Annotated in this window: 23 protein-coding genes and 1 other RNA gene; 11 read left to right on the forward strand and 13 right to left on the reverse strand. The window is 74.2% G+C overall.

Features of this window, described 5'->3' with window-relative positions; translation table 11 throughout:
- Nucleotides 1-149 precede the first annotated feature (149 nt).
- The 4 genes from ACFT55_RS02295 to ACFT55_RS02310 all read right to left on the reverse strand — a co-directional run bounded on the left by ACFT55_RS02295 (nt 150) and on the right by ACFT55_RS02310 (nt 3,597).
- Nucleotides 150-1,361, reverse strand: a complete 1,212-nt coding sequence (locus tag ACFT55_RS02295; RefSeq protein ID WP_380241087.1) for a hypothetical protein — start codon at nt 1,359-1,361, stop codon at nt 150-152.
- The gene (locus ACFT55_RS02300) at nt 1,358-2,023 is read right to left on the reverse strand and encodes a response regulator transcription factor (RefSeq protein WP_380241089.1); all 666 of its coding nucleotides are present in this window, start codon (nt 2,021-2,023) and stop codon (nt 1,358-1,360) included. Before ACFT55_RS02300 ends, ACFT55_RS02295 begins: the two co-directional genes overlap by 4 nt.
- A gap of 73 nt (nt 2,024-2,096) precedes the next feature.
- On the reverse strand, nt 2,097-2,996 hold the full coding sequence (locus ACFT55_RS02305; RefSeq protein WP_380241091.1) for a universal stress protein: 900 nt from the start codon (nt 2,994-2,996) through the stop codon (nt 2,097-2,099).
- Nucleotides 2,997-3,147: 151 nt separating this feature from the next.
- Complete coding sequence (locus ACFT55_RS02310; RefSeq protein WP_380241093.1) at nt 3,148-3,597, reverse strand: STAS domain-containing protein; 450 nt, start codon at nt 3,595-3,597, stop codon at nt 3,148-3,150.
- Between the two features lie 178 nt (nt 3,598-3,775).
- Between ACFT55_RS02310 and ACFT55_RS02315 the strand changes: the two genes are divergently transcribed.
- Both ACFT55_RS02315 and ACFT55_RS02320 read left to right on the forward strand, forming a co-directional pair.
- Nucleotides 3,776-4,237: a hypothetical protein gene (locus ACFT55_RS02315; RefSeq protein WP_380241095.1), complete on the forward strand. Its 462-nt coding sequence runs from the start codon at nt 3,776-3,778 to the stop codon at nt 4,235-4,237.
- A gap of 47 nt (nt 4,238-4,284) precedes the next feature.
- The gene (locus tag ACFT55_RS02320; protein WP_380241097.1) at nt 4,285-5,277 is read left to right on the forward strand and encodes a DUF1990 family protein; all 993 of its coding nucleotides are present in this window, start codon (nt 4,285-4,287) and stop codon (nt 5,275-5,277) included.
- Between the two features lie 12 nt (nt 5,278-5,289).
- Here the strand turns inward: ACFT55_RS02320 and ACFT55_RS02325 are convergent, their stop codons facing one another.
- Together ACFT55_RS02325 and ACFT55_RS02330 are read right to left on the reverse strand one after the other, a co-directional pair.
- Complete coding sequence (locus ACFT55_RS02325; protein ID WP_380241099.1) at nt 5,290-5,943, reverse strand: CatB-related O-acetyltransferase; 654 nt, start codon at nt 5,941-5,943, stop codon at nt 5,290-5,292.
- A gap of 23 nt (nt 5,944-5,966) precedes the next feature.
- Entirely contained in the window at nt 5,967-6,365 is a 399-nt protein-coding gene (locus ACFT55_RS02330; protein ID WP_380241101.1) for a VOC family protein, read from the reverse strand.
- A gap of 123 nt (nt 6,366-6,488) precedes the next feature.
- Between ACFT55_RS02330 and ACFT55_RS02335 the strand changes: the two genes are divergently transcribed.
- Entirely contained in the window at nt 6,489-7,379 is an 891-nt protein-coding gene (locus ACFT55_RS02335) for an alpha/beta hydrolase (RefSeq protein ID WP_380241103.1), read from the forward strand.
- Nucleotides 7,380-7,414: 35 nt separating this feature from the next.
- Here the strand turns inward: ACFT55_RS02335 and rnpB are convergent.
- Nucleotides 7,415-7,819: RNase P RNA component class A (rnpB, locus tag ACFT55_RS02340), an RNA gene on the reverse strand.
- A 48-nt stretch (nt 7,820-7,867) separates the two neighbouring features.
- Nucleotides 7,868-8,251: a tautomerase family protein gene (locus tag ACFT55_RS02345; protein ID WP_380241105.1), complete on the reverse strand. Its 384-nt coding sequence runs from the start codon at nt 8,249-8,251 to the stop codon at nt 7,868-7,870.
- Nucleotides 8,252-8,328: 77 nt separating this feature from the next.
- Here ACFT55_RS02345 and ACFT55_RS02350 point away from each other — a divergent pair, with 77 nt between their 5' ends.
- Complete coding sequence (locus tag ACFT55_RS02350; RefSeq protein WP_380241107.1) at nt 8,329-9,165, forward strand: YaaA family protein; 837 nt, start codon at nt 8,329-8,331, stop codon at nt 9,163-9,165.
- Nucleotides 9,166-9,203: 38 nt separating this feature from the next.
- A complete protein-coding gene (locus ACFT55_RS02355; protein ID WP_380241109.1) occupies nt 9,204-9,551 on the forward strand; it encodes a TfoX/Sxy family protein in 348 nt (115 codons plus the stop codon).
- Between the two features lie 23 nt (nt 9,552-9,574).
- On the opposite strand, the gene ACFT55_RS02360 is transcribed toward ACFT55_RS02355, so the two are convergent.
- From ACFT55_RS02360 to ACFT55_RS02375, 4 genes are read right to left on the reverse strand one after another with little or no spacing between them, the layout of a single operon-like run.
- Nucleotides 9,575-10,273: a histidine phosphatase family protein gene (locus ACFT55_RS02360; protein ID WP_380241112.1), complete on the reverse strand. Its 699-nt coding sequence runs from the start codon at nt 10,271-10,273 to the stop codon at nt 9,575-9,577.
- Nucleotides 10,273-11,022, reverse strand: coding sequence for a zinc ribbon domain-containing protein (locus tag ACFT55_RS02365; protein WP_380241114.1), 750 nt, complete (start codon nt 11,020-11,022; stop codon nt 10,273-10,275). The genes ACFT55_RS02360 and ACFT55_RS02365 overlap by 1 nt, the downstream gene beginning before the upstream one ends.
- Before the next feature lie 47 nt (nt 11,023-11,069).
- Entirely contained in the window at nt 11,070-11,954 is an 885-nt protein-coding gene (locus ACFT55_RS02370; protein WP_380241116.1) for a Nif3-like dinuclear metal center hexameric protein, read from the reverse strand.
- A gap of 38 nt (nt 11,955-11,992) precedes the next feature.
- Entirely contained in the window at nt 11,993-13,735 is a 1,743-nt protein-coding gene (locus tag ACFT55_RS02375; protein WP_380241118.1) for a bifunctional 3'-5' exonuclease/DNA polymerase, read from the reverse strand.
- A gap of 123 nt (nt 13,736-13,858) precedes the next feature.
- On the opposite strand from ACFT55_RS02375, the gene ACFT55_RS02380 reads away from it, so the two are divergent.
- The 5 genes from ACFT55_RS02380 (at nt 13,859) to ACFT55_RS02400 (ending at nt 21,115) form a co-directional block, all read left to right on the forward strand.
- Nucleotides 13,859-15,274, forward strand: coding sequence for a dihydrolipoyl dehydrogenase family protein (locus ACFT55_RS02380; RefSeq protein ID WP_380241120.1), 1,416 nt, complete (start codon nt 13,859-13,861; stop codon nt 15,272-15,274).
- A 61-nt stretch (nt 15,275-15,335) separates the two neighbouring features.
- On the forward strand, nt 15,336-15,899 hold the full coding sequence (locus ACFT55_RS02385) for a GNAT family N-acetyltransferase (RefSeq protein ID WP_380241122.1): 564 nt from the start codon (nt 15,336-15,338) through the stop codon (nt 15,897-15,899).
- Between the two features lie 219 nt (nt 15,900-16,118).
- Nucleotides 16,119-17,804, forward strand: coding sequence for a serine/threonine-protein kinase (locus tag ACFT55_RS02390; RefSeq protein WP_380241124.1), 1,686 nt, complete (start codon nt 16,119-16,121; stop codon nt 17,802-17,804).
- A gap of 115 nt (nt 17,805-17,919) precedes the next feature.
- Complete coding sequence (locus ACFT55_RS02395; protein WP_380241126.1) at nt 17,920-20,070, forward strand: catalase; 2,151 nt, start codon at nt 17,920-17,922, stop codon at nt 20,068-20,070.
- 37 nt (nt 20,071-20,107) lie between these two features.
- Entirely contained in the window at nt 20,108-21,115 is a 1,008-nt protein-coding gene (locus ACFT55_RS02400) for a TIGR03557 family F420-dependent LLM class oxidoreductase (RefSeq protein WP_380241128.1), read from the forward strand.
- Between the two features lie 28 nt (nt 21,116-21,143).
- Here the strand turns inward: ACFT55_RS02400 and ACFT55_RS02405 are convergent, their stop codons facing one another.
- Nucleotides 21,144-21,767: a TetR/AcrR family transcriptional regulator gene (locus ACFT55_RS02405; protein WP_380241130.1), complete on the reverse strand. Its 624-nt coding sequence runs from the start codon at nt 21,765-21,767 to the stop codon at nt 21,144-21,146.
- A 131-nt stretch (nt 21,768-21,898) separates the two neighbouring features.
- Here ACFT55_RS02405 and ACFT55_RS02410 point away from each other — a divergent pair, with 131 nt between their 5' ends.
- On the forward strand, nt 21,899-23,065 hold the full coding sequence (locus tag ACFT55_RS02410; protein ID WP_380241133.1) for a serine hydrolase domain-containing protein: 1,167 nt from the start codon (nt 21,899-21,901) through the stop codon (nt 23,063-23,065).
- The last annotated feature ends 90 nt before the right edge of the window (nt 23,066-23,155 follow it).

Genomic DNA, 23,155 nt, shown 5'->3' on the forward strand with positions numbered 1-23,155 from the left:
TGCACTGCGGACCCGCGACCTCGTCGTCGCGACGCCCGTAACGCTACACCTCCGCCAACCAGTGGCGGAACCTCGGCATAGAGATTCTTTACGTACCGTTCACACTCGATCGAGCCCCTCGTCGCGCCTTCGGCAGGTGTCCGCCGAGGTCAGCCGTCCGGGTCCACGGTGAACGGTAGCCGGAGCGACAGTCGCCCGCCTCCGGAGGGGTTGACACCCAGCTCGAGGGAGCCGCCCCGGTGCTCGGCACGCTCCCGGTGGCGGCGCAGCCCGTGCAGGGCGGGCACGGGCTGCGCAGGGCCCGTGCCGTCGTCGTCGACCTGGGTCACGAACACCCAGCGGTCGGGATCGTCGGTCGGCTCCGCGTCCGCACGGACCCGGACCGTGCTCGCCCGGCCGTGCTTGAGGGCGTTCGTCACAGCCTCCTCGACGGTGTAGATCACCACGAGGCGCTCGGCCATCGGCATCCGCAGCCCGTCGTGCGAGACGAGTCGCCGGTAGTTGTCTCCCAGCTCGATCGAGGCGTCGATCTGTGGCGGCAGTCGTCGCAGGAGCAGCTGGATCGCCTGCTGCGTGCCCAGGTCGGCCCCGGAGGGAAAGACGGAGTGGCTGAGGGAGCGGACGTCCTGCTCGCGGATCTCCTCCAGGGTCTCCGCCCAGTGCCGCAGGTCAGCGGCCCGGGCCGCGTCCCCCGCGTCCTGGAGCTGCTCGGCCACCCGGTCGAGCCCGGCGGTCACGGTGACGAGGTGGAACTGCAGCGTGCCGTGCAGCTGGTCGAAGACGTGCCTGCGTACCCGGATCTCCTCGTCCTGCAGCTCCTCCACCGCCCGCGCCGCGCGCCGAGCCTCCTCCTCGCGCCGGTGCTGCTCGGTCCGCGCGCGGTCGACGAGCGACGCCGACAGCAGGCCGGCGGACATCCCCACCACGCCGGCCAGCAGGCCGAGCGTGCCGACCGCCACCACGTACGCACCGCTGGAGGGCGTGCTGCTCAGCGCCGCGAGCGCCAGGATCCGGGGCACCGACGCCACCGCGGCCACGCAGAAGACCACGAGGACCCGTGCCGGCCACGGGCGCGACAGGGGGTGCAGGGCGAGCGTGCCGGCGATGACGACGGCACCGAAGGCGAGGTTCACCAGGAGCACGACGACGCCGTCGATCGTCACGCCGACGACGCTGCGTTCGTGCGTGATCGCGGCCTGCAGGCCGCCCCACCCGGCCCAGCCGGCCAACGAGACCAGCGAGTACAGCACGAAGTTCGTGCCGCTGACCAGGATCGCGACCCGCGTCGGCTCGCGGGCGCGCAGCACCGCCCCTGGCTCCTGGGGGGCGGGGCCCGGGTCCCGCGCGGTCCCGGCGCTCATGCGCGCCAGGACCGTCCCGTCTGCTCGAGGAACGCGAGCACCGCGGCGACCCGCCTGTTGTGGTCGCCGCCCTCGACGCCCAGCCGCTGGTAGATCGACTTGAGGTGGCTCTCCACGGAGCGCTCGTTGATGCCGAGGCGTTCGGCCGCCGCGTGGTTCGACAGCCCTTCGGCCACGAGCCGCAGCACCCCGAACTGCGCGGGGGTGAGCTCCGCGACGGCCGAGCCGGGACGCGGCGTGGAGCGCTGGACGAGGTACGGGTCGAGCACCACCTGCCCGTGCGCCGTCGCCGCGATCGCACGGACCAGGACGTCGCGCGCGAAGCTCGACCGCTTGGACAGGTAGCTCCACGGCCGGGTGGCCTCGTCCTGGACGGTGGTGAACATGCCCATGACGTCCTCGCTCGACAGGAGCATGATCGCCAGCCGGGGGTCGGCGCGCTGCAGCGTCAGGCCGAGCGCCACCCCGTTGCCGTCGGGCAGGTTCACGTCCAGCACCGCCACGTCGCAGGACCCGGGGGTGAAGACCAGCCGCGCTTCTGTGACGCCGGGCACCGAGTGCACGACGCGCAACGACTCCTCGGCCGACAGCGTCTGCTCGAGCATGCCCCGCATCAGCGCCTCGTCCTCGACGATGCCGACCCGTGTGACAGGGGCCACCATGTCGCGATCCTAGGCAGGGGGGACGCGATCCCGCCCGTGCACGCCGCGGTCCGCCGTCCCGCCCGACGGCGGCTCAGCGACGCGGGACGAGGACGGGGCAGCGCGATCGGCGCAGCACCGCCTGGCTCGTCGAGCCGAGGACGAGCCCTCGGATGCCGCCTCGGCCACGCGAGCCCACGACGAGGAGGTCGGCCTCCTGGGAGGCGGCGACCAGGACGTCGACGGCGTGCCCCTCCACCACGTCGGTGGTGGTCACGACGTCGGGATAGGTCGTGGCGAGCCGCGCGCGCAACCGGTCGGTCTCGTCACGCGCAGAGGACATGACGCTCTCCCGGAAGCCGGTGTCGAGCCACGGCGAGTGGCTCCAGCCGACCATCGTGACGGCCCGCACGACGGCGACCTCCGCACCCCAGGCCTGCGCCTGCGCGACGGCGGTCTCGACCGCGGCCTCCGAGGGGCGCGACCCGTCCACGCCGACGACGATCCGGCGCGTGCGACGCGTGTCCGTCGCGTCGCCGTCGCCGTCGGCGTCCTTCGCGTGCAGCGGGACGACCACGGTCGGGCACTGCGCCCGGACGGGCAGGTTGGCGGAGACGGTGCCGAGGAGCCGCTCGACGAACCCGCCGGCCCCGCGGGCGCCGATGACGACGAACCGGCGGCCGGCTGACCGTTCCGCGAGCACGGACGTCGCCTCGCCGGTCGTCACCTCGGTGGTGGCCGGGACGCCGACCTCGACGACGCGCTTGTGCGCCCGGACCAGCAGGTCCTCGACGTAGCGCCGCGCGTACGGGTCGTCGACCATCGGGATGTCGTGGGCGAAGGAGTAGCTGCCCGTGAAGCCGGGAAGCATGAAGCTGCTGACGAGGTGCAGCGTGCACCCGGTCTCCCGGGCGTACGCGGCGGCCCACTCCATGGCGTGGAGGCTCTCCGCGGAGCCGTCGACACCCACCAGGATGCTCTGATGTTCGGTCATCTCTCGTTCCTCCGTGTCAGGGTCGCGGGCATGTCGCCCGCGGTGCGGTCCTTGCTGCGTCCACGGTCCCCCGGCACCAGCCGGGGGCGGGCGGGGTCTGCGTGGTACCTCGCATGCCGGGTCCGGGTGGCCCGGTCGTGTGCGTGCCGGGTCAGGCGCGGTCGTCGCGGGTGCGAACGACCGGCACGGCGTCCTCGAGGCCGACGAGACGGAGCACCGTCATGACGGCCGGCGCAGGATCGAGCAGCGCCAGCGGCGCACCCGTCGCGCGGCACACGCCCCGGACCCGCTCCAGGAGGGCGACGCCCGAGGAGTCCATGAAGGTCACGTCCTGCGTGTCGAGCAGGACGGGCAGACGGCGGTCCGCGGCGTCGAGCACCGCGAGCACGCCGGGAAGGTGGGCGAGGCACGCGGCGTCGACCTCGCCCGTGAGACGGACCAGCACCCCCGTCGCGGAGGACGTGGCGAACATCCGGGCGGGCGCTCCGGCGAGCGCGCTGTCCAGGGGGTTGTCCAGGACGTCGTCGAACGTGTCCTGGACGGGGATTCCGGGCAGTGCTCGAGGCTCGGCGGCGGGGCGGGCAGGCAGGACGGCGGTCACGGTGGGTCCCTCCGGGGCACGGTGAGGTGGACGTCCTTCATCCCAGGCGACGGCCGCCCGCCACGGCCGGGCACGTGCGTGGTACCACGCACGTCCGGTCCGGGAACCCGCGGCGTGCGGCGTCCGACCCGCGCATACTGGCCGAGGTCCCGTCCCGCGCGACGCCCCGGAGGTCACCGTGCAGCCGCAGCCCGAACCTGTCGCCGGTGGTCCCGCGCGCATCGCCGTCGTCGTGACGCTCGGGCTCGCGCTCGCCGGTTTCGCCGCTGCGGCCGTGCTGCCGGTCTACGCCGGCACCACGACCGAGAGCACGACCAGCGGCTCGGTCACCGGCGCGGTCACCACGACGACGACGGACGCCACCGCCACGCTGGCGCAGGTGAACGGGCCAGGCGTGCTCGTCGTCCTCGCCGTCCCGGTGCTCGTCGCCGCACTGCCCCTGCTCGCTCGCCGCGCGAGCGCGTTCCGGGCCCTGCGCGTGACCACGGCGGTGCTGCTGCCCGTGCTCACGCTGGTCGGGGCCATGTCCGTCGGCGTCTTCTTCGCCCCGGCCGCTCTGGCTGCCGTCGTGGCCGCCGCCCTGCCCGGCCGGAGCGCAGCATCCTCCGCGCCGCCTCCCCCCACCACGCAGCCGGCGTGACCCGCAGTCCGACCTGAGGCACCCGCGGGGTGCGGCAGCATGTCGGTGTGCGCATCACGACGACGGACGACGACGAGACCTGGTTCACCTTGGCCGACGGCGCCGACCGGTCGACGGTCGAAGCGACGGTCCGCGCCGCCCTGGTGGCACAGCGCGACCGGCTGGACCGGGTCGAGATCGACATCGTCTCCGACGACGACTGGCCCGTGGCCGTCCTCGACGCCGTCCGGGCTGCCGAGGCTCGCCTGTCCGCCCTCCGCAGCCGCGGGATCTCGCTCACCCTCGATCCCCGCCGCGACGCCGACTTCGGGCTGGCGCTGACGCTCGCGCCGTTCAGCATCGGCTGCTCGGGGTACGACGACGGCGGCGGGGGGCCCGTGTGGAGCGTGAATGACACCGGTACCAGCGCGACCTTCCGGCTGACCGCCGCCGAGGCGTCGGCGGTACGCCGCGCCGTCCACGGAGGCGGGGGCGACACGGAACGCCTGATCCCCGTGGCCACCTACCACCTGGGCCGTCGGGACCTCAGCTACGACGTCGTCGGCGGCACCGCTCCCTCGGACGAGCGGTGGCGTCCGCCCGACGGCTGGCGCGCACACGAGCGCACGGTCCGGCTGGGCGACGGAGCCGACCTGTGGGAGGACGCGTCGAGGGCGGTGCTCTCCTGGGGAGTCAAGACCCGCAGCGGGTTCGCCGTCGACCCGCCGCCCGAGCCCGGGCAGGTGGTGCGCGCCGGCGAGCGCTTCTGGCTCGTCGCACGGCTGGGTCCACTCCGGGTCCGTGAGCCGGTCCAGGTCGTCGAGGTGGTCACCACCGGACGCCGGGCGGCGCTCGCCTACGGCACGCTGGAAGGCCATCCTGTCTCGGGCGAGGAGGCGTTCATCGTGAGTCGCAGCGACGACGGAACCGTGAGCCTGACGCTGCGTTCCCTCACACGCGCAGGCAGCGGCCGCTGGCGCGCGCTCTTCCCGCTGGTGCTGCTGCTCCAGCGGCGCTACCGCCGCCGGTACCTCCGAGCGCTCACCCTGGGCGCGCGCTGACGGCGCCGGACCTCAGGCGCTCTCGCGCTGCTCCGCGGCCTGCTCCAGCTCGGCCACCGTGCCCGACATGATCGTGCGGACGTGCCGGGTGACGTGCTCGAGCGGCCAGTCCCACCACGCGACGGCGAGAAGGCGTGCGACGTCCTCCGCGTCATAGCGGGTCCGCAGGAGCCGGGCGGGATTGCCACCGACGACGCCGTAGTCCGGGACGTCCTTGGTGACCACGGAACCGGCGGCGACGATCGCGCCGTGACCGATCCGGACACCGGGCATGACCGTCGCACCGTGACCGAACCACACGTCGTTGCCCACCACCGTGTCGCCCCGACCGGGCAGCCCGGTGATCAGGTCGAAGTGCTCGGCCCAGGCGCCGCCCATCGTCGGGAACGGGAACGTGGAAGGCCCGCTCATGCGGTGGTTGGCGCCGTTCATGATGAACCGGGTGCCCGTCCCGAGGGCGCAGTAGCGGCCGATCACGAGACGCTCCGGACCGTAGTGGTACAGCACGTTGCGTGTCTCGAACGACGTCGGTTCGCCCGGGTCGTCGTAGTACGAGAAGTCGCCGACGTCGATCAGCGGGGAGGTCACCAGCGGTCGGAGCAGTACCACCCGCGGATGCTCGGGCATCGGGTGCAGCACGGTGGGGTCGGCGGGACCAGGCGTCATCGCGGCGGCTTCCTCTCGGAGGGTCAGGAGTCGACTGGCGCCAGGGTGCGCAGGACACAGAACTCGTTGCCCTCGGGGTCGGCCATGACCACCCAGCTGCGGCCGTCACCCTGCCCGACGTCCACGCGGGTGGCGCCGAGCCCGCGCAGCCGGGCGACCTCGTCGGCGGTGCTGCGGTCGACGGGGCTGACGTCCAGGTGCAGCCGGTTCTTCAAGGCCTTGCCCTCCGGCACCTGGACGAGCACCACCGTGGGCGGCATCTGGCGGGCACGGACGTCCTCGACGGTCGGTTCCCATGAGGCGATCTCCACCTTGCCCTCGCTCCGGTCGATCACGGTGAAGTCCAGGACCTCGCACCAGAACGTCGCGAGGCGCTCCGGGTCGTGACAGTCGACGACCAGCTCGGTGAACCTGCTTGCCATGACTCTCCTTCGAGGTGGGGGCGCGCGTGCGAGCGGGTGAATTTGGTGACCTGCCGCGCCCGACGGTGCGCGCCTTTCTATCGTGTCTGCTGGCGCTCGTCGACTCTTGAGAGGACCCCGGCCATGAGCTCGGAAACCCCCGCTAGCACGAAGCCCGACCCCAAGCCCGACCCCAAGCCCGACCCCAAGCCCGACCCCAAGCCCGACACCGTCGTCCTGATCCACGGCCTCTGGATGACGCCCCGCAGCTGGGAGGGCTGGGTCCAGCACTTCCAGCAGAAGGGCCTGACCGTCGTGACCCCGGCATATCCGGGGTTCGAGGTCGAGGTGGAGGCCCTGCGGGAGAACCCGCAGATCATCGCGGACCTGACCGTGCCAGAGACGGTCGAGCACCTGGCCGGCGTCATCACCGCCCTCGACCGCCCGCCGATCCTCATGGGCCACTCGTTCGGGGGCGCCCTCACCCAGATCCTCCTGGCGCGCGGGCTCGGCGCGGCCGGAGTCGTCATCGACTCGGCGCCCACCGAGGGAGTCCGGGTCACCCCGCCCTCCCAGGCGAAGTCCCTCTTCCCCGCGCTCAAGAACCCCGCCAACCGGCACCGTCCCGTCGGGTTCACGCCGGAGGAGTTCCACTACGCGTTCACGAACACGCTCTCCGCCGAGGAGTCTCGCGCGGTCTGGGACCGCTACGCGATCCCCGCGCCCGGCAGCTGGGTCTGGGACTACGGCCTCATCGCCAACTTCAAGCCCGGCCATCAGGAGACCTGGGTGGACTTCGGCACCGACCGGGCACCGCTGCTGTTCATCGCCGGCGAGAAGGACCACATCATGCCGCCGTCGGTGAACCGGTCGAACGCCAAGCACTGGGAGAAGTCGCCGGCGCTCACCGAGTACTACGAGTTCGAGGGCCGCGACCACTGGACGTGCGCCGCGCCTGGATGGGAGAAGGTCGCCGACCACGCCCTCACCTGGGCGCTCGAGCACGCGAGCGACGCGGAGCCCGCCACCGCCTGACGGAAGCCCGACGCTTGGCCGATCGGAGGCAAGGGCGGACGAGCCGGTCTGTACGCCGGGTTCTGTTCCCGCGCCTGGTCACCCCGGCACGGGCGACGGTCATCCATCTAGGCCCTGCGTTGCCGCAGGGCTCGAGCGGTCTACCCGACTGTGCTTCTCCGAGGAGAATCGGGCGGGCCGCCCTCCAACACAGTCTGTCTGACCTTGCTCCAGGTGGGGTTTACCTAGCCGCGACCGTCACCGGCCGCGCTGGTGGTCTCTTACACCACCGTTTCACCCTGACCGCCACCGGTCGCCCGGCGACGGCGGTCTGTTTTCTGTGGCACTGTCCCGCGGGTCACCCCGGGTGGCCGTTAGCCACCACCTTGCCCTTCGGAGCCCGGACGTTCCTCGGCGACGACGCCCGAGGGCACCGCCGACGCGACCGTCCGACCGACTCGTCCGCGTCGCACAGTCTATGCGGTCCGGGGGGCTTCCCGACCCATGCCTCAGACGTCGACGCGATAGCTCAGCGCCAGCTCGTCCCCCGACCGGCCGCGGATGCCCCAGCTCTCCGCGGGCGACTCGATGACGACGAGCTCGACGTCGTCGGCTGCCACCCCGAGCGCGGGCGCCACGTCGTCGTAGAGGCGGCGGACCAGCTCACGCTTCGCCTCCCGCGAGCGCCCGGCGAACGCGACGACCTCGATCATCAGGTAGTCGTCCGAGCGGGGCGCCACGAGGTCGCCGTCCTCCAGCAGCAGGAACCGGTGGAACCGCTTGTCCTCGGGGATCTGCCAGGCGCCGACCAGCGCCGCGTGCAGCGCGTCGGAGACCTCCGCGCGCCGCTGACCCCACACCCGACGGTTGCCGTAGACCTTCACCTGGACCATGCCCGGCGACGCTAGCGGTGACCGACCGCACCGTCGCCCCGGGGTCCGCGTGCCGAGACCCGCCGTAGGGTGTCCGGGTGCTGATCTGCCTGCCGCCCTCCGAGGGCAAGACCCCCGCGCCCGACGGCGCCGCCCCGGTCGACCTCGCGCGGCTCACGGCGGCAGAGCACCTGACAGCGCAGCGCCGTGTTGTGCTGGAGGCGCTCGCGGCCGCGAGCGCCCGACCGGACGCCACGGACCTGCTGGGTGTGGGCGCCTCGCTCGGCGCGGAGGTCGCCCGCAACACCGAGCTCAAGGCGGCCCCCGCCGCTCCGGCATCCCGCGTGTACACGGGCGTCCTGTACGCCGCGGCCGGCCTGGGCGACCTGCCCACCGAGGCGGCGGACCGCGCCGCACGCGACGTGCGGGTCTTCTCCGGCCTGTGGGGCGCGGTCTCCCCGGCCGACGTCATCCCCGCCTACCGGCTGTCCATGGGTGTGGACCTGCCCGGCGTCGGCAAGCTCGCCACGTCCTGGCGGCCGCACCTCGCGTCGGCCCTGGACGCGCGGGCTGCGGGCGACGTCGTCGTCGACTGCCGCTCCGCCGCCTACCTGGCCGCCTGGAAGCCGGCCACCACCGGCGACGCCGCGACCGACTGGGTCACGGTGCGTGTGGTGCGCGAGTCGGACGGGAAGCGCACGGTCGTGTCCCACAACGCGAAGCACACGCGGGGCGTGCTCACCGGGCACCTGCTGCGCCGCTCCGGCCCGGCCCCGACCAGCGGCGCTCAGCTGCTGGACGCCGCCCGCGAGCTCGACGGGCAGGTCATCGGCACCGAGGTCGGGACCGGCCTGTCGTACCGCATGGTCGAGGCGACCCTGCACGACGCCGCGACGCGCCGCGGGCCGCGCACCCTCGAGGTCGTCATCGCCTGACCGGGCGGGACGCCGGTCCTTCGGCGCACACTGGCCGCATGGCCTACGACGAGGACCTCGCCGCGCGGGTGCGCGACGCCGTCGGCGAGCGCGCCGACTTCACGGAGCAGAAGATGTTCGGCGGGCTCGCGATCATGGTGCACACCCACATGGCCGTCGGGGTCACGCGCGACGAGCTGATGGTGCACGTCGGCACGGAGGGGTACGACGCCGCCCTCGCCGCCGGCGCGCACGAGCTGCGGATGGGCGAGCGGGTCATGCGGGGGATGGTCGGGGTGCCGGCAGCGGTCACGGCCGACGAGGACGCGCTCCGTGCGTGGGTGCACCGCGGCGTCGACCTCGCGCTCGCGTCTCCCCCGAAGCCCGCAAAGCCCGCGAAGCACTAGGCGTACCGACCCTGCGGGCGGTCTCAGACGTCGGTAGGGAACCCCGCCACCGTGATCTCCGCCAGAGCGGGCTCGCCGCCGTCGACGTCGGTGCCGAACCGCAGGACGGTGAGCGAGCACGGCGGCACGCGCAGCCGCGGCCACGAGGCGGGCGGCGCGCCGAGCGCACGGCCCGTCAGCGCACGGATGGTCACGGTGTGCGCGACGACCACGGTAGACGCCTCCGGATCTGTCGCGGCCACGACGTCCCGCAGCCCGGGCCAGGCGCGCTCCCCCACCTGCACGTACGACTCCCCGCCCGGGGCGGGCGCGGTGCCGGTCGCGGTCCAGGCGGCGAGCTCGTCCGGCCAGCCCTCGGCGATGCGCTCGGGGGTCAGGCCTTCCCAGGCACCGAACCGGCACTCGGCGAACCGGTCGTCCGTGCGCACGTGCTGCCCGATCCGGCGCCCGACGGCGGCCGCCGTCTCGACGGTGCGCACCAGGGGCGACGCGACGAGCGCGCCCGCGCGCGGCAGGTCAGGCCACAGGTCCTTGCCGATCCGGAAGACGGCGTCGGCGGCCCGTGCCGCCTGGGTGCGGCCGCGCGGGCTGAGGGCCGGGCCGGGGACGCTGCCGCCCGAGTAGGCCCGGGCCTCGGTCAGCGCGGTCATGCCGTGCCGGACGAGGACGACGGTGCGGGTGGCGGCGGGGTCCAGCGGGCTCGCGCCGGACGGGCGGACCATCAGGCCGGGACGCCCTCGTCGGGCAGGCGGACGAGGATGCGGCCGCACTCCTCGCAGCGCACCACCTGGTCCGCCGGCGCCCGCTTCGCGGCCGCGAGGTCGCCCGGGTTGAGCTCGAGGCGGCACCCCTCGCAGCGGCCACCGCGCAGGGCAGCGGCACCCGTGCCGCCGAGCTGTGCCCGCAGCTTGTCGTAGAGGGCCAGCAGCCCCGCGTCCAGGCCGGCGGCGGCGGCCTCGCGCTCGGCCTTGACCTTCGAGCCGATGCCGTCGATCTCCGCCCAGGCGGCGTCGCGCTCCGCCGTGGCCGCCGCCTTGGCCGCCGCGAGCTCGGCGTGGGCGGCCTCGACCTCGGCCAGCGCGCCCTGGTGCGCCTCGAGGCGCTCCATGACCTCCAGCTCGGCGTCCTCCAGCACGGACTGCCGGCGGGCGAGGGACTCGAGCTCGCTCACCAGGGCCTGGGAGTCCTTCGCGGACAGGGCACCGGAGTCGAGCCGCTGCTGGTCGCGCTCCGCGCGCGTGCGCACCTGGGCGACGTCGCCCTCGGCCTTGGCCACCTCCCGCTCCAGGTCACCCACGGCCGTGCGGGAGTCGACGAGCGAGGTGTGCAGGTCGCCGATGCGGCCGTCGAGCTCCGCGATCGTCGCGAGCGACGGGTGGTGGCGCCGCTGGTGGACGAGCTGCTGCAGCCGCGTGTCGAGGGCCTGGACCTCGAGCAGTCGGCGCTGGTCCTCGGACGGTGCAGTGGCCACGGGCAGGTCCTCTCGCGTGTGTTCAGCTGGTCGGGCGGGCGCCGCCGTCAGCGAGCCGCGCTCGCCACCCGCAAGGTCCACGGGTCGGTGCCGGTCGTGCTCACCCTGGTGGTCACCGTACCCTCTGGCAGCCGCGCCAGAAGATCCTCGGCGGCGTACCGCAACCAGGGCCACTCGCTGGCGAAGTGCGCCACGTCCACGAGGTACGGCGTCGCGGCCGCACCGCCCGTGCCGCGGGCCTCGAACGCGGCGCGCTCCCGCAGCTCGGACGCCGGGTGGTGCCGCAGGTCGGCGGTCACGTACACGTCGACGGCGGCCGCGCGGACGGCGTCGAACAACGAGTCCCCGGAACCGCCGACCACGGCGGCCGTCGCGACCTGCGCCTCCGGGTCGCCCGCCACCCGCACGCCCTGGGCGGTGGCCGGCAGCACCGCGGCGACGTGCTCGGCGAACGCCCGCAGCGTGGTCGGCTCGGCAAGCCGGCCCACGCGCCCGATGCCGCGCTCCACGCCGTCGGCGTCGTCCCCCGCCACGAGCGGCCGACGGTCGGTGATGCCGACCAGGTCCGCCAGCGCGTCCGCCACGCCCCGCGGCGCCGCGTCGGCGTTGGTGTGCGCGACGTACAGGCCGCAGCCGGCCGTCAGCAGCCGGTGCACGACGTCGCCCTTGAACGTCGTCGCTGCCACCGAGTGCACGGCCCGCAAGAACAGGGGGTGGTGCGTGACCAGCAGGTCGGCGCCCCAGGCGATCGCCTCGTCGACGACCTCGGCCACCGGGTCGACGGCGAGCAGCACCTTGCGCACCGGCGTGGCCGGGTCGCCGAGGACGAGCCCGACGGCGTCCCAGCTCTCCGCCGTCCCCGGCGGGTACAGGTCCTCGAGGACGGCGACGACGTCGCGCAGGGCGGGGGTGCTCGGCCTGTCGGTGGTCATGGCCCGACCCTAGAGGCCCGGACCTCGTGGGTGGGCATCTACTTGGCGTCGGCGTACGAGTCGACCGCCGCGACGGTGAGGGGGAAGTCCACCGGGAAGCCTCCGAACAGCAGCTGCCCCGCCTCCTCGGCCGCGGCGCGCACCTCAGCCGCGACGACGTCGGCCAGCTCGCGCGGGGCGTGCACCACCACCTCGTCATGCAGGAAGAAGGCGAGGTGCGGGCGGTCCGCGAACGGGGCGGGCGCGAGGCCCGGCGCGCCCGACGTCTTCCCGAGCGCCCAGAGCCGGCGACGGATCGACGCCATCCAGCACAGCGCCCACTCGGCCGCCGTGCCCTGGACCACGAAGTTGCGTGTGAACCTCCCCCACGACCGTGTCACCGACCGGGCGCGCGCCGCCGCGTCCGCACCGGCGTCGTCCGCGAAGGCGCCCGCCTGCGCCTCGTCCCACGCCGAGCCGGGCGCCGGGGAGGACCGGCCGAGCCACGTGGTCACGACGCCCCCGCGCTCGCCGGTCCGTGCCGCCTCCTCGACCAGGGCGATGGCACGCGGGTACTCGCGGCCCAGCCGCGGCAGCACCTGGGCGCTGGCTCCCGTCGTGCCCCCGTACATCGCGCCGAGCATGCCCACCTTGGCCAGCTCGCGCGTCGGTACCGCGCCGGAGGCGACGATGCCGGCGTAGAGGTCACCGGCGCGGCCCGCACGGGCCATCGACTCGTCCCCGGCCATGCCGGCCAGGACGCGCGGCTCGAGCTGCGCGACGTCCGCGACCACGAGGCACCACCCCGGGTCGGCCACGACCGCGCGCCGCACCCCCTTGGGCAGCTGCAGCGCTCCGCCTCCCGTCGACGCCCAGCGACCGGTCACCACGCCGCCCACCACGTACTCGGTGCGGAACCGCCCGTCCGTCACCCACTCGTCCAGCCAGTGCCAGCCGTTGGCGGTGAGCAGCCGGTAGAGGTTCTTGTACTCGAGCAGCGGCGCGACCACGGGGTGGTCGAGCTTCTCCAGCTCCCACTTGCGCAGGCTGCGCGCCCCGACGCCCGCGTACTGCATCGCCTTGAGCAGGTCGGGGTGCGAGTCGGGGTTGAGCGACGGGGGCGCGTCCAGCGCGGCCCTGATCTGCCGCACGAGCGCCTCCAGCCGGGCAGGCCGCTGCCCCTCCGGCGGCCGCGGGCCCAAGGCCTCGGTGAGGATCGCGTCGTGCACGTCCCCCCGCCACGGCAGCCCGGCGTGGTGCATCTCCGCGGCCACCAGGGCGCCTGCCGACTCCCCCGCGGCGAGCAGGCGGAGACGGCCCGGGGTGGCCGACCCGCGGACCGCCTCGTCCTGGCGCGTCAGCTCCGACACCGGGTCCAGACGTCCCGCCGCCTCCACGGCGGGGGCCGCGGGCGTCGGTGCGGCGAGGTCGAAGAGCGCGTCGCCCTGCGGGGGCCGGCGGGCTCCCGAAGCCGGCACCCGACCTGCCGGGGTGGGCGCCATCGTGTCCCAGGGGCCGGGCGGCGCGGTCGCGAGCGCCGCGCCCGCGGCGGGCTCGGAGTGCCGCAGGATCCGGTGCACGAGCCGCAGGTCGTGCGACCGCTCCACCCGGACACCGGCGCGCAGCAGCCCGGGGTACCACCGGTTCGTGTCGTCCCAGGTCCAGCGCGGCGGCGCGTCGTCGCGCGCCGCGGCCTCGCCCTGGGCCACGACGGCGGGCAGGTCGGCGGCCGGCACGGCGCGCGGCGGGTCGTCGTGCACGCGGACCGTGCCGCCGGGCTCTCGGGTCAGGACGACGTGCACCCCGCCATCGTGCCCTGTGCCACTGACGACCCGGCGCGCGCCGAGCGCGCCGATATGGTGCGCTTGTCGAGGCCGTGCCTGTCCCGGCCGTCCCACCGCAGCCCGCGAGCACCAGGAGCACCGATGACCGCCACACCCTCCAGCGAGCCGTCCGTCGAGACGGTCGACGTCGTCGTGATCGGCACCGGCCCCGGGGGCGAGGACGCGACCGGACGCCTCGCGCGCGCCGGGCTGGACGTGGTGGCCGTCGAGGCCCGGCTCGTGGGCGGTGAGTGCCCCTACTTCGGGTGCATCCCGACCAAGATGATGGTGCGCGCCGCGGACGCGCTCGCCGAGGCGCGGCGGGCGAGCACGCTCGCCGGCAGCGTGAACGTCACGCCCGACTGGGCTCCCGTCGCACGGCGCGTGCGCGACGAGGCCACCGCGGACTGGGACGACACGGCCGCGGTCGAGCGGCTGGAGAAGGCGGGCGCGCGGCTGGTGCGGGGCCGCGGACGCCTGGTCGGGCCGGGCGAGGTCGTCGTCGCCACGCCCGACGGCGAGCGCCGGTTCCGCGCCACCCGCGGCGTGCTGCTCAACCCGGGCACCGAGCCCGCGGTGCCGCCGGTGGAGGGCCTGGCCGACACCCCGTACTGGACCAACCGCGACGCGGTGCGCGCCACCGAGGCGCCAGAGTCGCTCACCGTGCTCGGCGGCGGTGCCATCGGCTGCGAGCTCGCCCAGGTGTTCGCGCGGTTCGGCACCGCGGTCGAGGTGGTCGAGGCGGCGCCGCGCCTCATCGCCCTCGACGAGCCGGAGGCGAGCGCGCTGCTCGCCGAGCGGTTCGCCGCCGAGGGCATCGGCGTCCGCACGGGGGCGAAGGTGTCGAGCGTGCGTCACGACGGCTCCGGGTTCACCCTCACCTTCGAGGACGGCACGCAGCTCACCTCCGAGCGCCTGCTCGTGGCCGCGGGGCGCCGCACCGACCTGCGCGCGCTGGGCGTCGCCACCGTCGGCATCGACGACACCGGACGCACGATCGCCGTCGACGACCGTCTCCGCGCGGCCGACGGCGTGTGGGTGATCGGCGACGTGACGGGCAAGGGCGCCTTCACCCACGTGTCGATGTACCACGCGCGCATCGCGGCGGCCGACATCCTCGCGTCGGACGGCGAGGGCGGCACGGAGCGGGCCGACCACCACGCCGTCCCGCACGTCACGTTCACGGACCCCGAGATCGGCGGTGTCGGGCTGACGGAGGCCGCGGCGCGCGACGCCGGGCTGAACGTCCGCACCGGCAGCACCGACCTCGCGGCCTCGTCGCGCGGGTTCGTGCACGGTCCGGGCAACGAGGGCCTGGTCAAGCTGGTGGAGGACGCCGATGCCGGCGTGCTGGTCGGTGCGACGGTCGCCGGCCCGGCGGGCGGCGAGATCCTCGCCGTGCTCACCCTGGCCGTGCAGGCGCGGGTCCCCGTGGCCGAGCTGCGCCGCATGATCTACGCCTACCCGACGTTCCACCGTGCGATCGAGAGCGCGCTGGCCGACCTTGCCGACGGGTGAGCGACCGACGGATGAGCGAGCGGGACGGGCCGGTGTCGGTGCCCCGGTCTACCGTCGCGGCGTGACGACCCCTGCCGCGCAGCCCCGCGCCATCGCCCGCCTCGATCTCGCACCCGTCTCCCCCGGCGACCTGGACGTGCTGCACGACCTGCACGCCGACCCACGCGTGTGGGAGCACTTCCCGAGCGGACGGCACACGAGCCGCGAGCAGACCGCACGCCAGGTCGAGGGCTTCGCGGCCGACTGGGAGCGGGACGGGATCGGGTACTGGACAGCACGCCGGCGCGACGACGGCGCGTTCGTCGGGATCGGCGGAGTGCGGTGGCGCCCCGCTGGCGTGCTCAACCTCTACTACCGGCTCTCCCCCGACCAGCAGGGCCGCGGGTTCGCGACGGAGCTCTCCGGGGCGGCGCTGGCCCTCGCCGCGGAACGACGTCCGGAGATCCCGGTCACCGCCTTCCTGCTGGAGCACAACGTCGCGTCGCGCGCGACGGCCGAGAAGGCGGGCCTGCGGCTCGTGTGGCGCGGGCCGGACGCCGGCAACCCCGACCCCGCCGCGGTGCGGCTCGTGCTCGCGGACAGGGCGCTCGACCCCGGCGTACTCGCGGCGGTCGTCGCTGCGTAGAGCGTCGTCCGTGCCGCCGCTGCGGAAGGTCGGTCGAGCGGCTGCGGCGTGAGCAGAGGGAGCGGGGGCCCACCGTCCCGCGGTGCGCGCGACCCGTGCACCACCTCCCCGCACCCCATATCCTGTGAAGGCCCATGACTGAAATGACCGAGATCGCCGCACCGACGCCGCCGCGCGCGGCACGCCCCCTCCACGCCCGACCCTGGCAGCGGTGAGCGCATGACACCGAAGGAACCGACCGAGGAGTCGGCAGGCGGCCACGTGGTGCTCGGCGGGAAGTACGTCCTCGGCGACATCCTCGGCACCGGGGGCACCTACACCGTCTACGAGGCCTCTCGCGTGCCCGCCGCCGACACGGGACAGGGCGACGAGGGCACCGCGGAAGACGGCCCGGAGGTCGCACCGGACGAGCCCGGGCTCCTCGTGAAGGTCCTCCACCCGCACCTGGTCGACGACGGGGCGGCACGCGCCGCGCTCGCGCGCGAGATCGCGGCCTCGGCCCAGGTGGACCACCCGAGCGTGGTCAAGGTCCTCGACACCGGCGAGGACGAGGTCGCGGGCGCGAACGTCCCCTGGATCCTGACCCGACGCCTGCCCGGCACCCCCCTGTCCGACCTGGCGGCGCTCGACGGCCTGCCGTGGCAGGAGGCGCTCGCGGTGGTGGCGGGGCTGCTCGACGGGCTCGGGGCCGTGCACGCCGCGGGGCTGGTGCACCGCGACGTCGGGCCCCGCAACGTCGTCGTCGACCGGCACGAGGACGGGACGACGAGCGTCGGCCTGCTCGACCTGGGGCTCACCGAGCCCGGCGGTGGAGACGGCGACGGCGACCTGGTGACCGGCTCGGCGGCGTACATGTCCCCCGAGCAGGCCCAGGGCAAGCCGCTCGACGCGCGCAGCGACCTGTACTCCGCGGGGGCGCTGGCGTACTTCGCCCTCACGGGACACCCGCCGTTCGAGCGCGCCGAGCCGGCGGACGTGCTGCGCGCCCACGTCCAGGCACCGGTACCCGCGCCGTCCGCACGGCAGCCCGCCGTCCCGGTCGACGTGGACCGGTTCGTCGCGCGGGCGATGGCCAAGAACCCGGACCGGAGGTTCGCGTCCGCGGCCGCGATGGAGGGCGCCGTGGCGACCCTGCTCGGCACGGACGCGACCGCGGTCCTGGGCAGCGCGGCCGGTCCCGGCGGGCCCGACGGCGACCAGACCCTCACGCTCGACCAGGTCGCGACCGACGACCCCCACCGCACGGCGGTCCTCGGGGCCGCGGGCGCGGCAGCGGGAGCCGCGGTGGCGGCAGCAGCGGCCGAGGCCGAGGTCCAGCGCACCCGGCAGTTCGGCGCCGTGCCGCCCTCCGAGCTTCCGCCCGAGCCGTACCCGCAGGAGACCGAACCCGCGCCGGAAGCCGGCGAAGGCGGCGACGAGCCGGACCGGCGCGGCTTCTTCACCGGCCGCCGGCGCATCGTGGCCGTGGTGCTGCTGGTGCTCCTGCTCGCGGCGGGAGCGTTCGCGTTCTGGTCCTTGCAGGACCGGGACGCCGAGACACCGGTGGTCCCCGCGACCCACAGCCCGTCGCCGTCGCCCACCAGGTCGAAGCCGCAGCCCACGACCGCCCCGCCCACGCAGCCCACGGCCCGGCCGACGTCGAGGCCGACGCCGACGGAGACGAGCACGGCCACCGAGAGGCCGACGCCGACACCGACGCCCACCCCCACGCCGACGCCCACCCCCACGCCGACGCCGACCGAGGAGCCGACGCCGACGGACGAGCCGACCACGTCGGAACCGACGCCCACCGAGACGACGCCCGACCCGGAGCCCACCGAGACCGCGCCCGAGGAGACGAGCCCGCCGCCCACGCCGGGCGCCGGCGGAGGCACGGGGACCGGCGACCCCGGGACGACCACCTGAGCGGGCAGCCTCCGGAAGGCTGACCGGCCGCGAGGTGGCGAGCATCGGTCCCCGGCCCGACGGTGGACGGGTGCCCCGGGCCCGGGGAGCGCAGCGAGCGACTCGAGAGGCAGCCATGAGCCACGCACCCCGCGACGACCGACCGACCGACGAGCGTGGCGGGCTGCCGCAGCCGCGCACCTCAGCCCCGGCGGACCGAGGTCCCACCGGGTGCCCGTGGCACCCCGGCGGAGACGACGCGGGCCGGAGCCCGCGGGCACAGAGCGGCGACCGGCTGACCACGGCCCAGGGGCTCCGGGTGGACGACACGGACCATTCGCTCACCGCCGGCCCGCGCGGGCCCGTCCTGCTCGAGGACCACCACCTGCGCGAGAAGATCACGCACTTCGACCACGAGCGGATCCCGGAGCGCGTCGTGCACGCGCGCGGCGCCGGCGCGCACGGCACGTTCCGCGCCTACGGCAACGCCGCGAGCGTGACGAGGGCCGCGTTCCTGGCCGAGGAGGGCCGGGAGACCGACGTCTTCGTGCGGTTCTCCACCGTGCTGGGGTCGCGCGGCTCCCCCGACACCGTCCGCGACGTGCGCGGCTTCGCGACGAAGTTCTACACCGCCGAGGGCACCTTCGACCTGGTCGGCAACAACTTCCCCGTCTTCTTCATCCAGGACGCCGTGAAGTTCCCCGACATCATCCACGCGGGCAAGCCGCACCCGGACCGCGAGATCCCGCAGGCGCAGAGCGCGCACGACACCTTCTGGGACTTCATCTCCTCGCACACCGAGTCCACGCACATGGCGATGTGGGCCATGTCGGACCGGGCGATCCCTCGCAGCTACCGCACCATGGAGGGCTTCGGCGTCCACACGTTCCGCCTGCAGGCGGCCGACGGCACGACGTCGCTGGTGAAGTTCCACTGGAAGCCCGCGCTCGGCGTGCACTCCCTGGTGTGGGAGGAGGCGCAGATCGCCCAGGGCGCCGACCCCGACTTCCACCGCCGCGACCTGGCCGACGCCATCGACGCCGGCGCGTTCCCCCAGTGGGAGCTGGGCCTGCAGGTCATGCCGGACACGCCGGACGAGACCTTCGAGGGCATCGACCTGCTCGACCCGACGAAGATCGTGCCCGAGGAGCTGTGCCCCGTGCAGCGCGTGGGCGTGATGACGCTGCACGCCAACCCGACGAACTACTTCGCGGAGACCGAGCAGGTCGCGTTCCACGTCGACCACCTCGTGCCGGGCATCCACGTGACGAACGACCCGCTCATGCAGGGCCGGCTCTTCTCCTACCTCGACACCCAGCTCACCCGCCTGGGCGGCCCGAACTTCGCGCAGCTTCCCGTGAACCGCCCGCACGCCCCCGTGAACGACATGCTGCGCGACGGCATGCACCAGACCGCGGTGCACGAGGGCGTCGTCGCGTACAAGCCGAACGCTCTCGACGGGGACCTGCCCACGGCCTCGCCCGAGGACGGCTTCGTCACGGTCGCCACGCCGGTCGAGGGGTCCAAGGGCCGCCACCACCCCGTGTCGTTCACGGACCACTTCACCCAGGCGCGGCTGTTCTGGCTGTCGATGACGCCTGTGGAGAAAGCGCACCTCGCCGAGGCGTACACGTTCGAGCTCGGCAAGTGCGCGTCCGAAGGGGTGCGGCAGGCGATGGTCGCGAACCTCGCCCGGGTGGACGGCGGCCTCGCGGAGCAGGTCGCGACCGGCCTCGGGCTCCCCGCGCCGCAGGCCGACGTCCCAGACGACGTGGAGCCCTCGCCCGCGCTGTCGCAGGTCCCCGCCGAGCCGGGCCGTCGCGACGGCCGGGTCGTGGGCGTCCTCGTCGCCGACGGCGGCGACCTCGCGGCGGTCGCGCACCTGCGCGAGGCCCTGGGCGACGACGGCGTCGTCGTGCGGGTCGTCGCCGCGCACGGCGGTCAGGTCGCCACGGGCGGCGAGCACGAGACGGTCGACCGCACCCTCCTGACCACGCGTTCCATCGAGTACGACGCCGTCGTCGTGGCTGACGGGACGGCCGGGAACCCGCTCGCGATGGACGGGCGCACCCACGTGCTGCTCCAGGAGGCCTACCGCCACGGCAAGGCGATCGCGGCGGTCGGCGACGGCGCCCAGGTGCTCCAGCAGGCCGGGATCCCGACCGGCGCACCCGGCGTGCACGTCCTCGAGGCCGGCGCCGAGAGCCTGGGCGACACGCTCCAGGCGGACCTGGGGATGCACCGGTCCTGGGAGCGGCTGGCCGCCCTCGCCGGGGTCCGGCCGTGAGCGGCCCACGAACGGCACGAGAAGGGCAGGTCCGACGATGACACGTTTCGGCTACACGTTGATGACCGAGCAGGCCGGGCCGCGCGCGCTCGTGGACTACGCCCGGCGGGCGGAGGACGTCGGTTTCGACTTCGAGGTCTCGAGCGACCACTACTTTCCGTGGCTCGACACGCAGGGGCACTCCCCCTACGCCTGGTCCGTCCTCGGCGCGGTCTCGCAGGTGACGAGCCGGGTCGACCTCATGACCTACGTGACCTGCCCCACCATCCGGTACCACCCGGCGGTGGTCGCGCAGAAGGCCGCGACGGTGGCGCTGCTCTCGGAGGGCCGGTTCACGCTCGGGCTCGGCTCCGGGGAGAACCTGAACGAGCACGTCGTCGGGGCCCGGTGGCCCGCGGTGGCCGAGCGGCACGACATGCTCGACGAGGCGCTGCGCATCATCCGCACCCTGCTGGACGGCGAGGGCTACACGAGCCAGGAGGGCGACCACTTCCGGGTCGACTCGGCACGCATCTGGGACCTGCCGGAGGGCGGGGTGGACCTCGCGGTCGCCGTCTCCGGCGATGCGTCCGTCGCCCGGTTCGCGCCGCTCGCGGACCACCTCGTCGCGGTCGTCCCGGACGCGGACCTGGTCAGCTCGTGGGCGGACGCGCGGCAGGGCTCGGGGCTCGGGAGCTCGCGCGTCGTCGGGCAGATCCCGATCTCCTGGGACCCCGACCGCGACACCGCGGTGCGGCGCGCGCACGACCAGTTCCGGTGGTTCGGCCTGGGGTGGGCGGTCAACGCGAACCTTCCCACCACCGAGGCGTTCGCGGGGGCGACCCAGTTCGTCCGCCCCGAGGACGTCGCGGAGGCGATCCCGTGCGGCCCTGACCTCGGCCCGATCGTCGACGCGGTCTCCGCCTACTGGGAGGCCGGGTTCACGGACGTCGCCCTGGTACAGATCGGCGACGAGAAGCAGCAGGAGTTCCTCGACGTCGCGGCAGGGCCGCTGCTGGAGGCGCTGCGGTCCGCCGCCCCCGCGCAGGAGCCGGGTAGGCCCTAGCCGGCGAGCACCGTCCCGGCCATGACGCTCACGGCGAGACGGAGTCGTGCTCCGGTGCCACCGAGCGAAGGACGTGGTCGACGAGGGTGCGCAGCTCGTCCGCGCTCTGGAGCTCGCCCTGGTGGAGCAGGAGTCGGTAGTACACCGGTCCGTACAAGAGCTCGATCACCAGGTCCAGGTCCGCGTCCGGGCGCATCTGCCCGGCGGCACGGGCACGGGCGAGGCGCTCTCGCGCGTCCTCGACGCGCGGGCGGAAAAGGTCGTCGACGAGGCCGCGGGCGAGCTGCGCGTCGTGCTGGGTGTCGGCGATGAGCCCGATGAGCGCACTGCCGAACCGCGCGTCGGACAGCAGGCCTCGAAGCAGTCCCTCCATCTGCGCGACGAGGTCGGCTCGCAGATCACCGGTGTCGGGAAAGTCGACGGAGGGGTTCGCCGCGTCGTCCAGTGCCTCGAGGACCACTGCGCCCTTGGACGGCCACCAGCGATAGATCGTCTTCTTGCTGACCCCGGCGCGCGCGGCGATCGCCTCGACCGTCACCGGGCCGTACCCGTGCGTCTCGCACAGGTCCAGGCTCGCGTCGAGGATGGCACGTCGGCTCGCCTCGCTCCGCCGTCGGGCTGCGGGTTGCGTGCGTGCAGGGGCGTCAGGCATGCACCCACCCTAGAGGAAACGACACGGAGCGTGTTGACACTCCTGACTGTCATGCGCAGACTTCTCGCAACGGAAACGGCACGTGTCGTGCACTGCCGTTCGAGGACACCAACCTGCGAAGGAGCATGGAGATGACCGATCAGGCACCGGCGACGCACTCCCACGACAGCGAGGTCGCTCAGGATCACCCCGCCCTCCGGCACGCGCTGCAGGAGATCGTGGACTCCGGGTTCACGGGCATCCAGGTCCGCGTGAACGACGCCCGGGGCGAATGGGTGCACAGCGCCGGCCGGAGCACTCTCGACGACCCCGAGCCGCCACCGACCGACGGCTACGTCCGCATCGGATCCAACACGAAGACCTTCGTCGCGGCGACCGTGCTGCAGCTGGTCGCCGAAGGCGCGATCGCGCTTGACGCTCCGGCGGCCGCCTACCTGACCGAGCTTCCGGTCGACCCTCGGGTCACCGTGCGCATGCTGCTGCAGCACACCAGCGGGATCTTCAACTTCACCGGCGAGATCTACGGTCCGGACGCCGCCGTCGAGGGCGGCATCCCCTGGAACGGCGCGACGTTGGTACCGGGTATCCCCTGGCAGGGCAGGCAGTGGGTGGACTCCCGGTTCACCCGTTACACGACGGAAGAGCTGGTCCGCCTGGCGCTGTCGAGGCGGCCCCGGTTCGAGCCGGGCGCGGACTGGAGCTACTCGAACACCAACTACGCTCTCGCCCGCCTGATCGTCGAGGCCGTGAGCGGCCGCTCGCTCGCCGAGGAGATGCACCGGCTGGTCCTCGACCCGCTGGGGCTGGAGCAGACGTCGGTGCCGGACACGGCCGAGCTCCCGCAGCCGCACGCGCACGCGTACTACCGCTACGAGGACGACGGGCGGGAGACGACCGTCGACGTCACCGCCCAGGACCCGTCCTGGATCTCCAGCGGCGGCGACATGATCTCGACGACCCGCGACCTGCACCTGTTCATCTCGGGTCTGACGAGCGGCCGGCTCCTGCCGGCTCCGTTGCTCGCGGAGATGCTGACCCCGTGCCCGCCGGCCGGTTACGGGCTCGGCGTGTTCGTGCAGGACACCGCCCACGGCACCGTGATCACGCACAACGGCGGCATGGGCGGGCACGGCGCCCTCATGTACTCGACACCCGACGGCACCACGACCCTCACCGCGGGCATCAACTACGTGGACGACGCCGACCAGTCCCTGGGGGCGGCGTTCCAGACCGCGCTGCAGCGGCTCGTCGACGTCGTGTTCGCGGCGACACCCGCACCCGCACCGATGGTCGGCTGAGCCCGAGGTCGCCGACGCGCAACACCGGGACATGTGTCCTGACCCCGGCGGTCCGTGCGCGACGCACGGCCGCCTCCGCCGCCCGGGAAC

It is taken from the genome of Isoptericola sp. NPDC057191 (assembly GCF_042670225.1).
Classification (GTDB): Bacteria; Actinomycetota; Actinomycetes; order Actinomycetales; family Cellulomonadaceae; genus Isoptericola.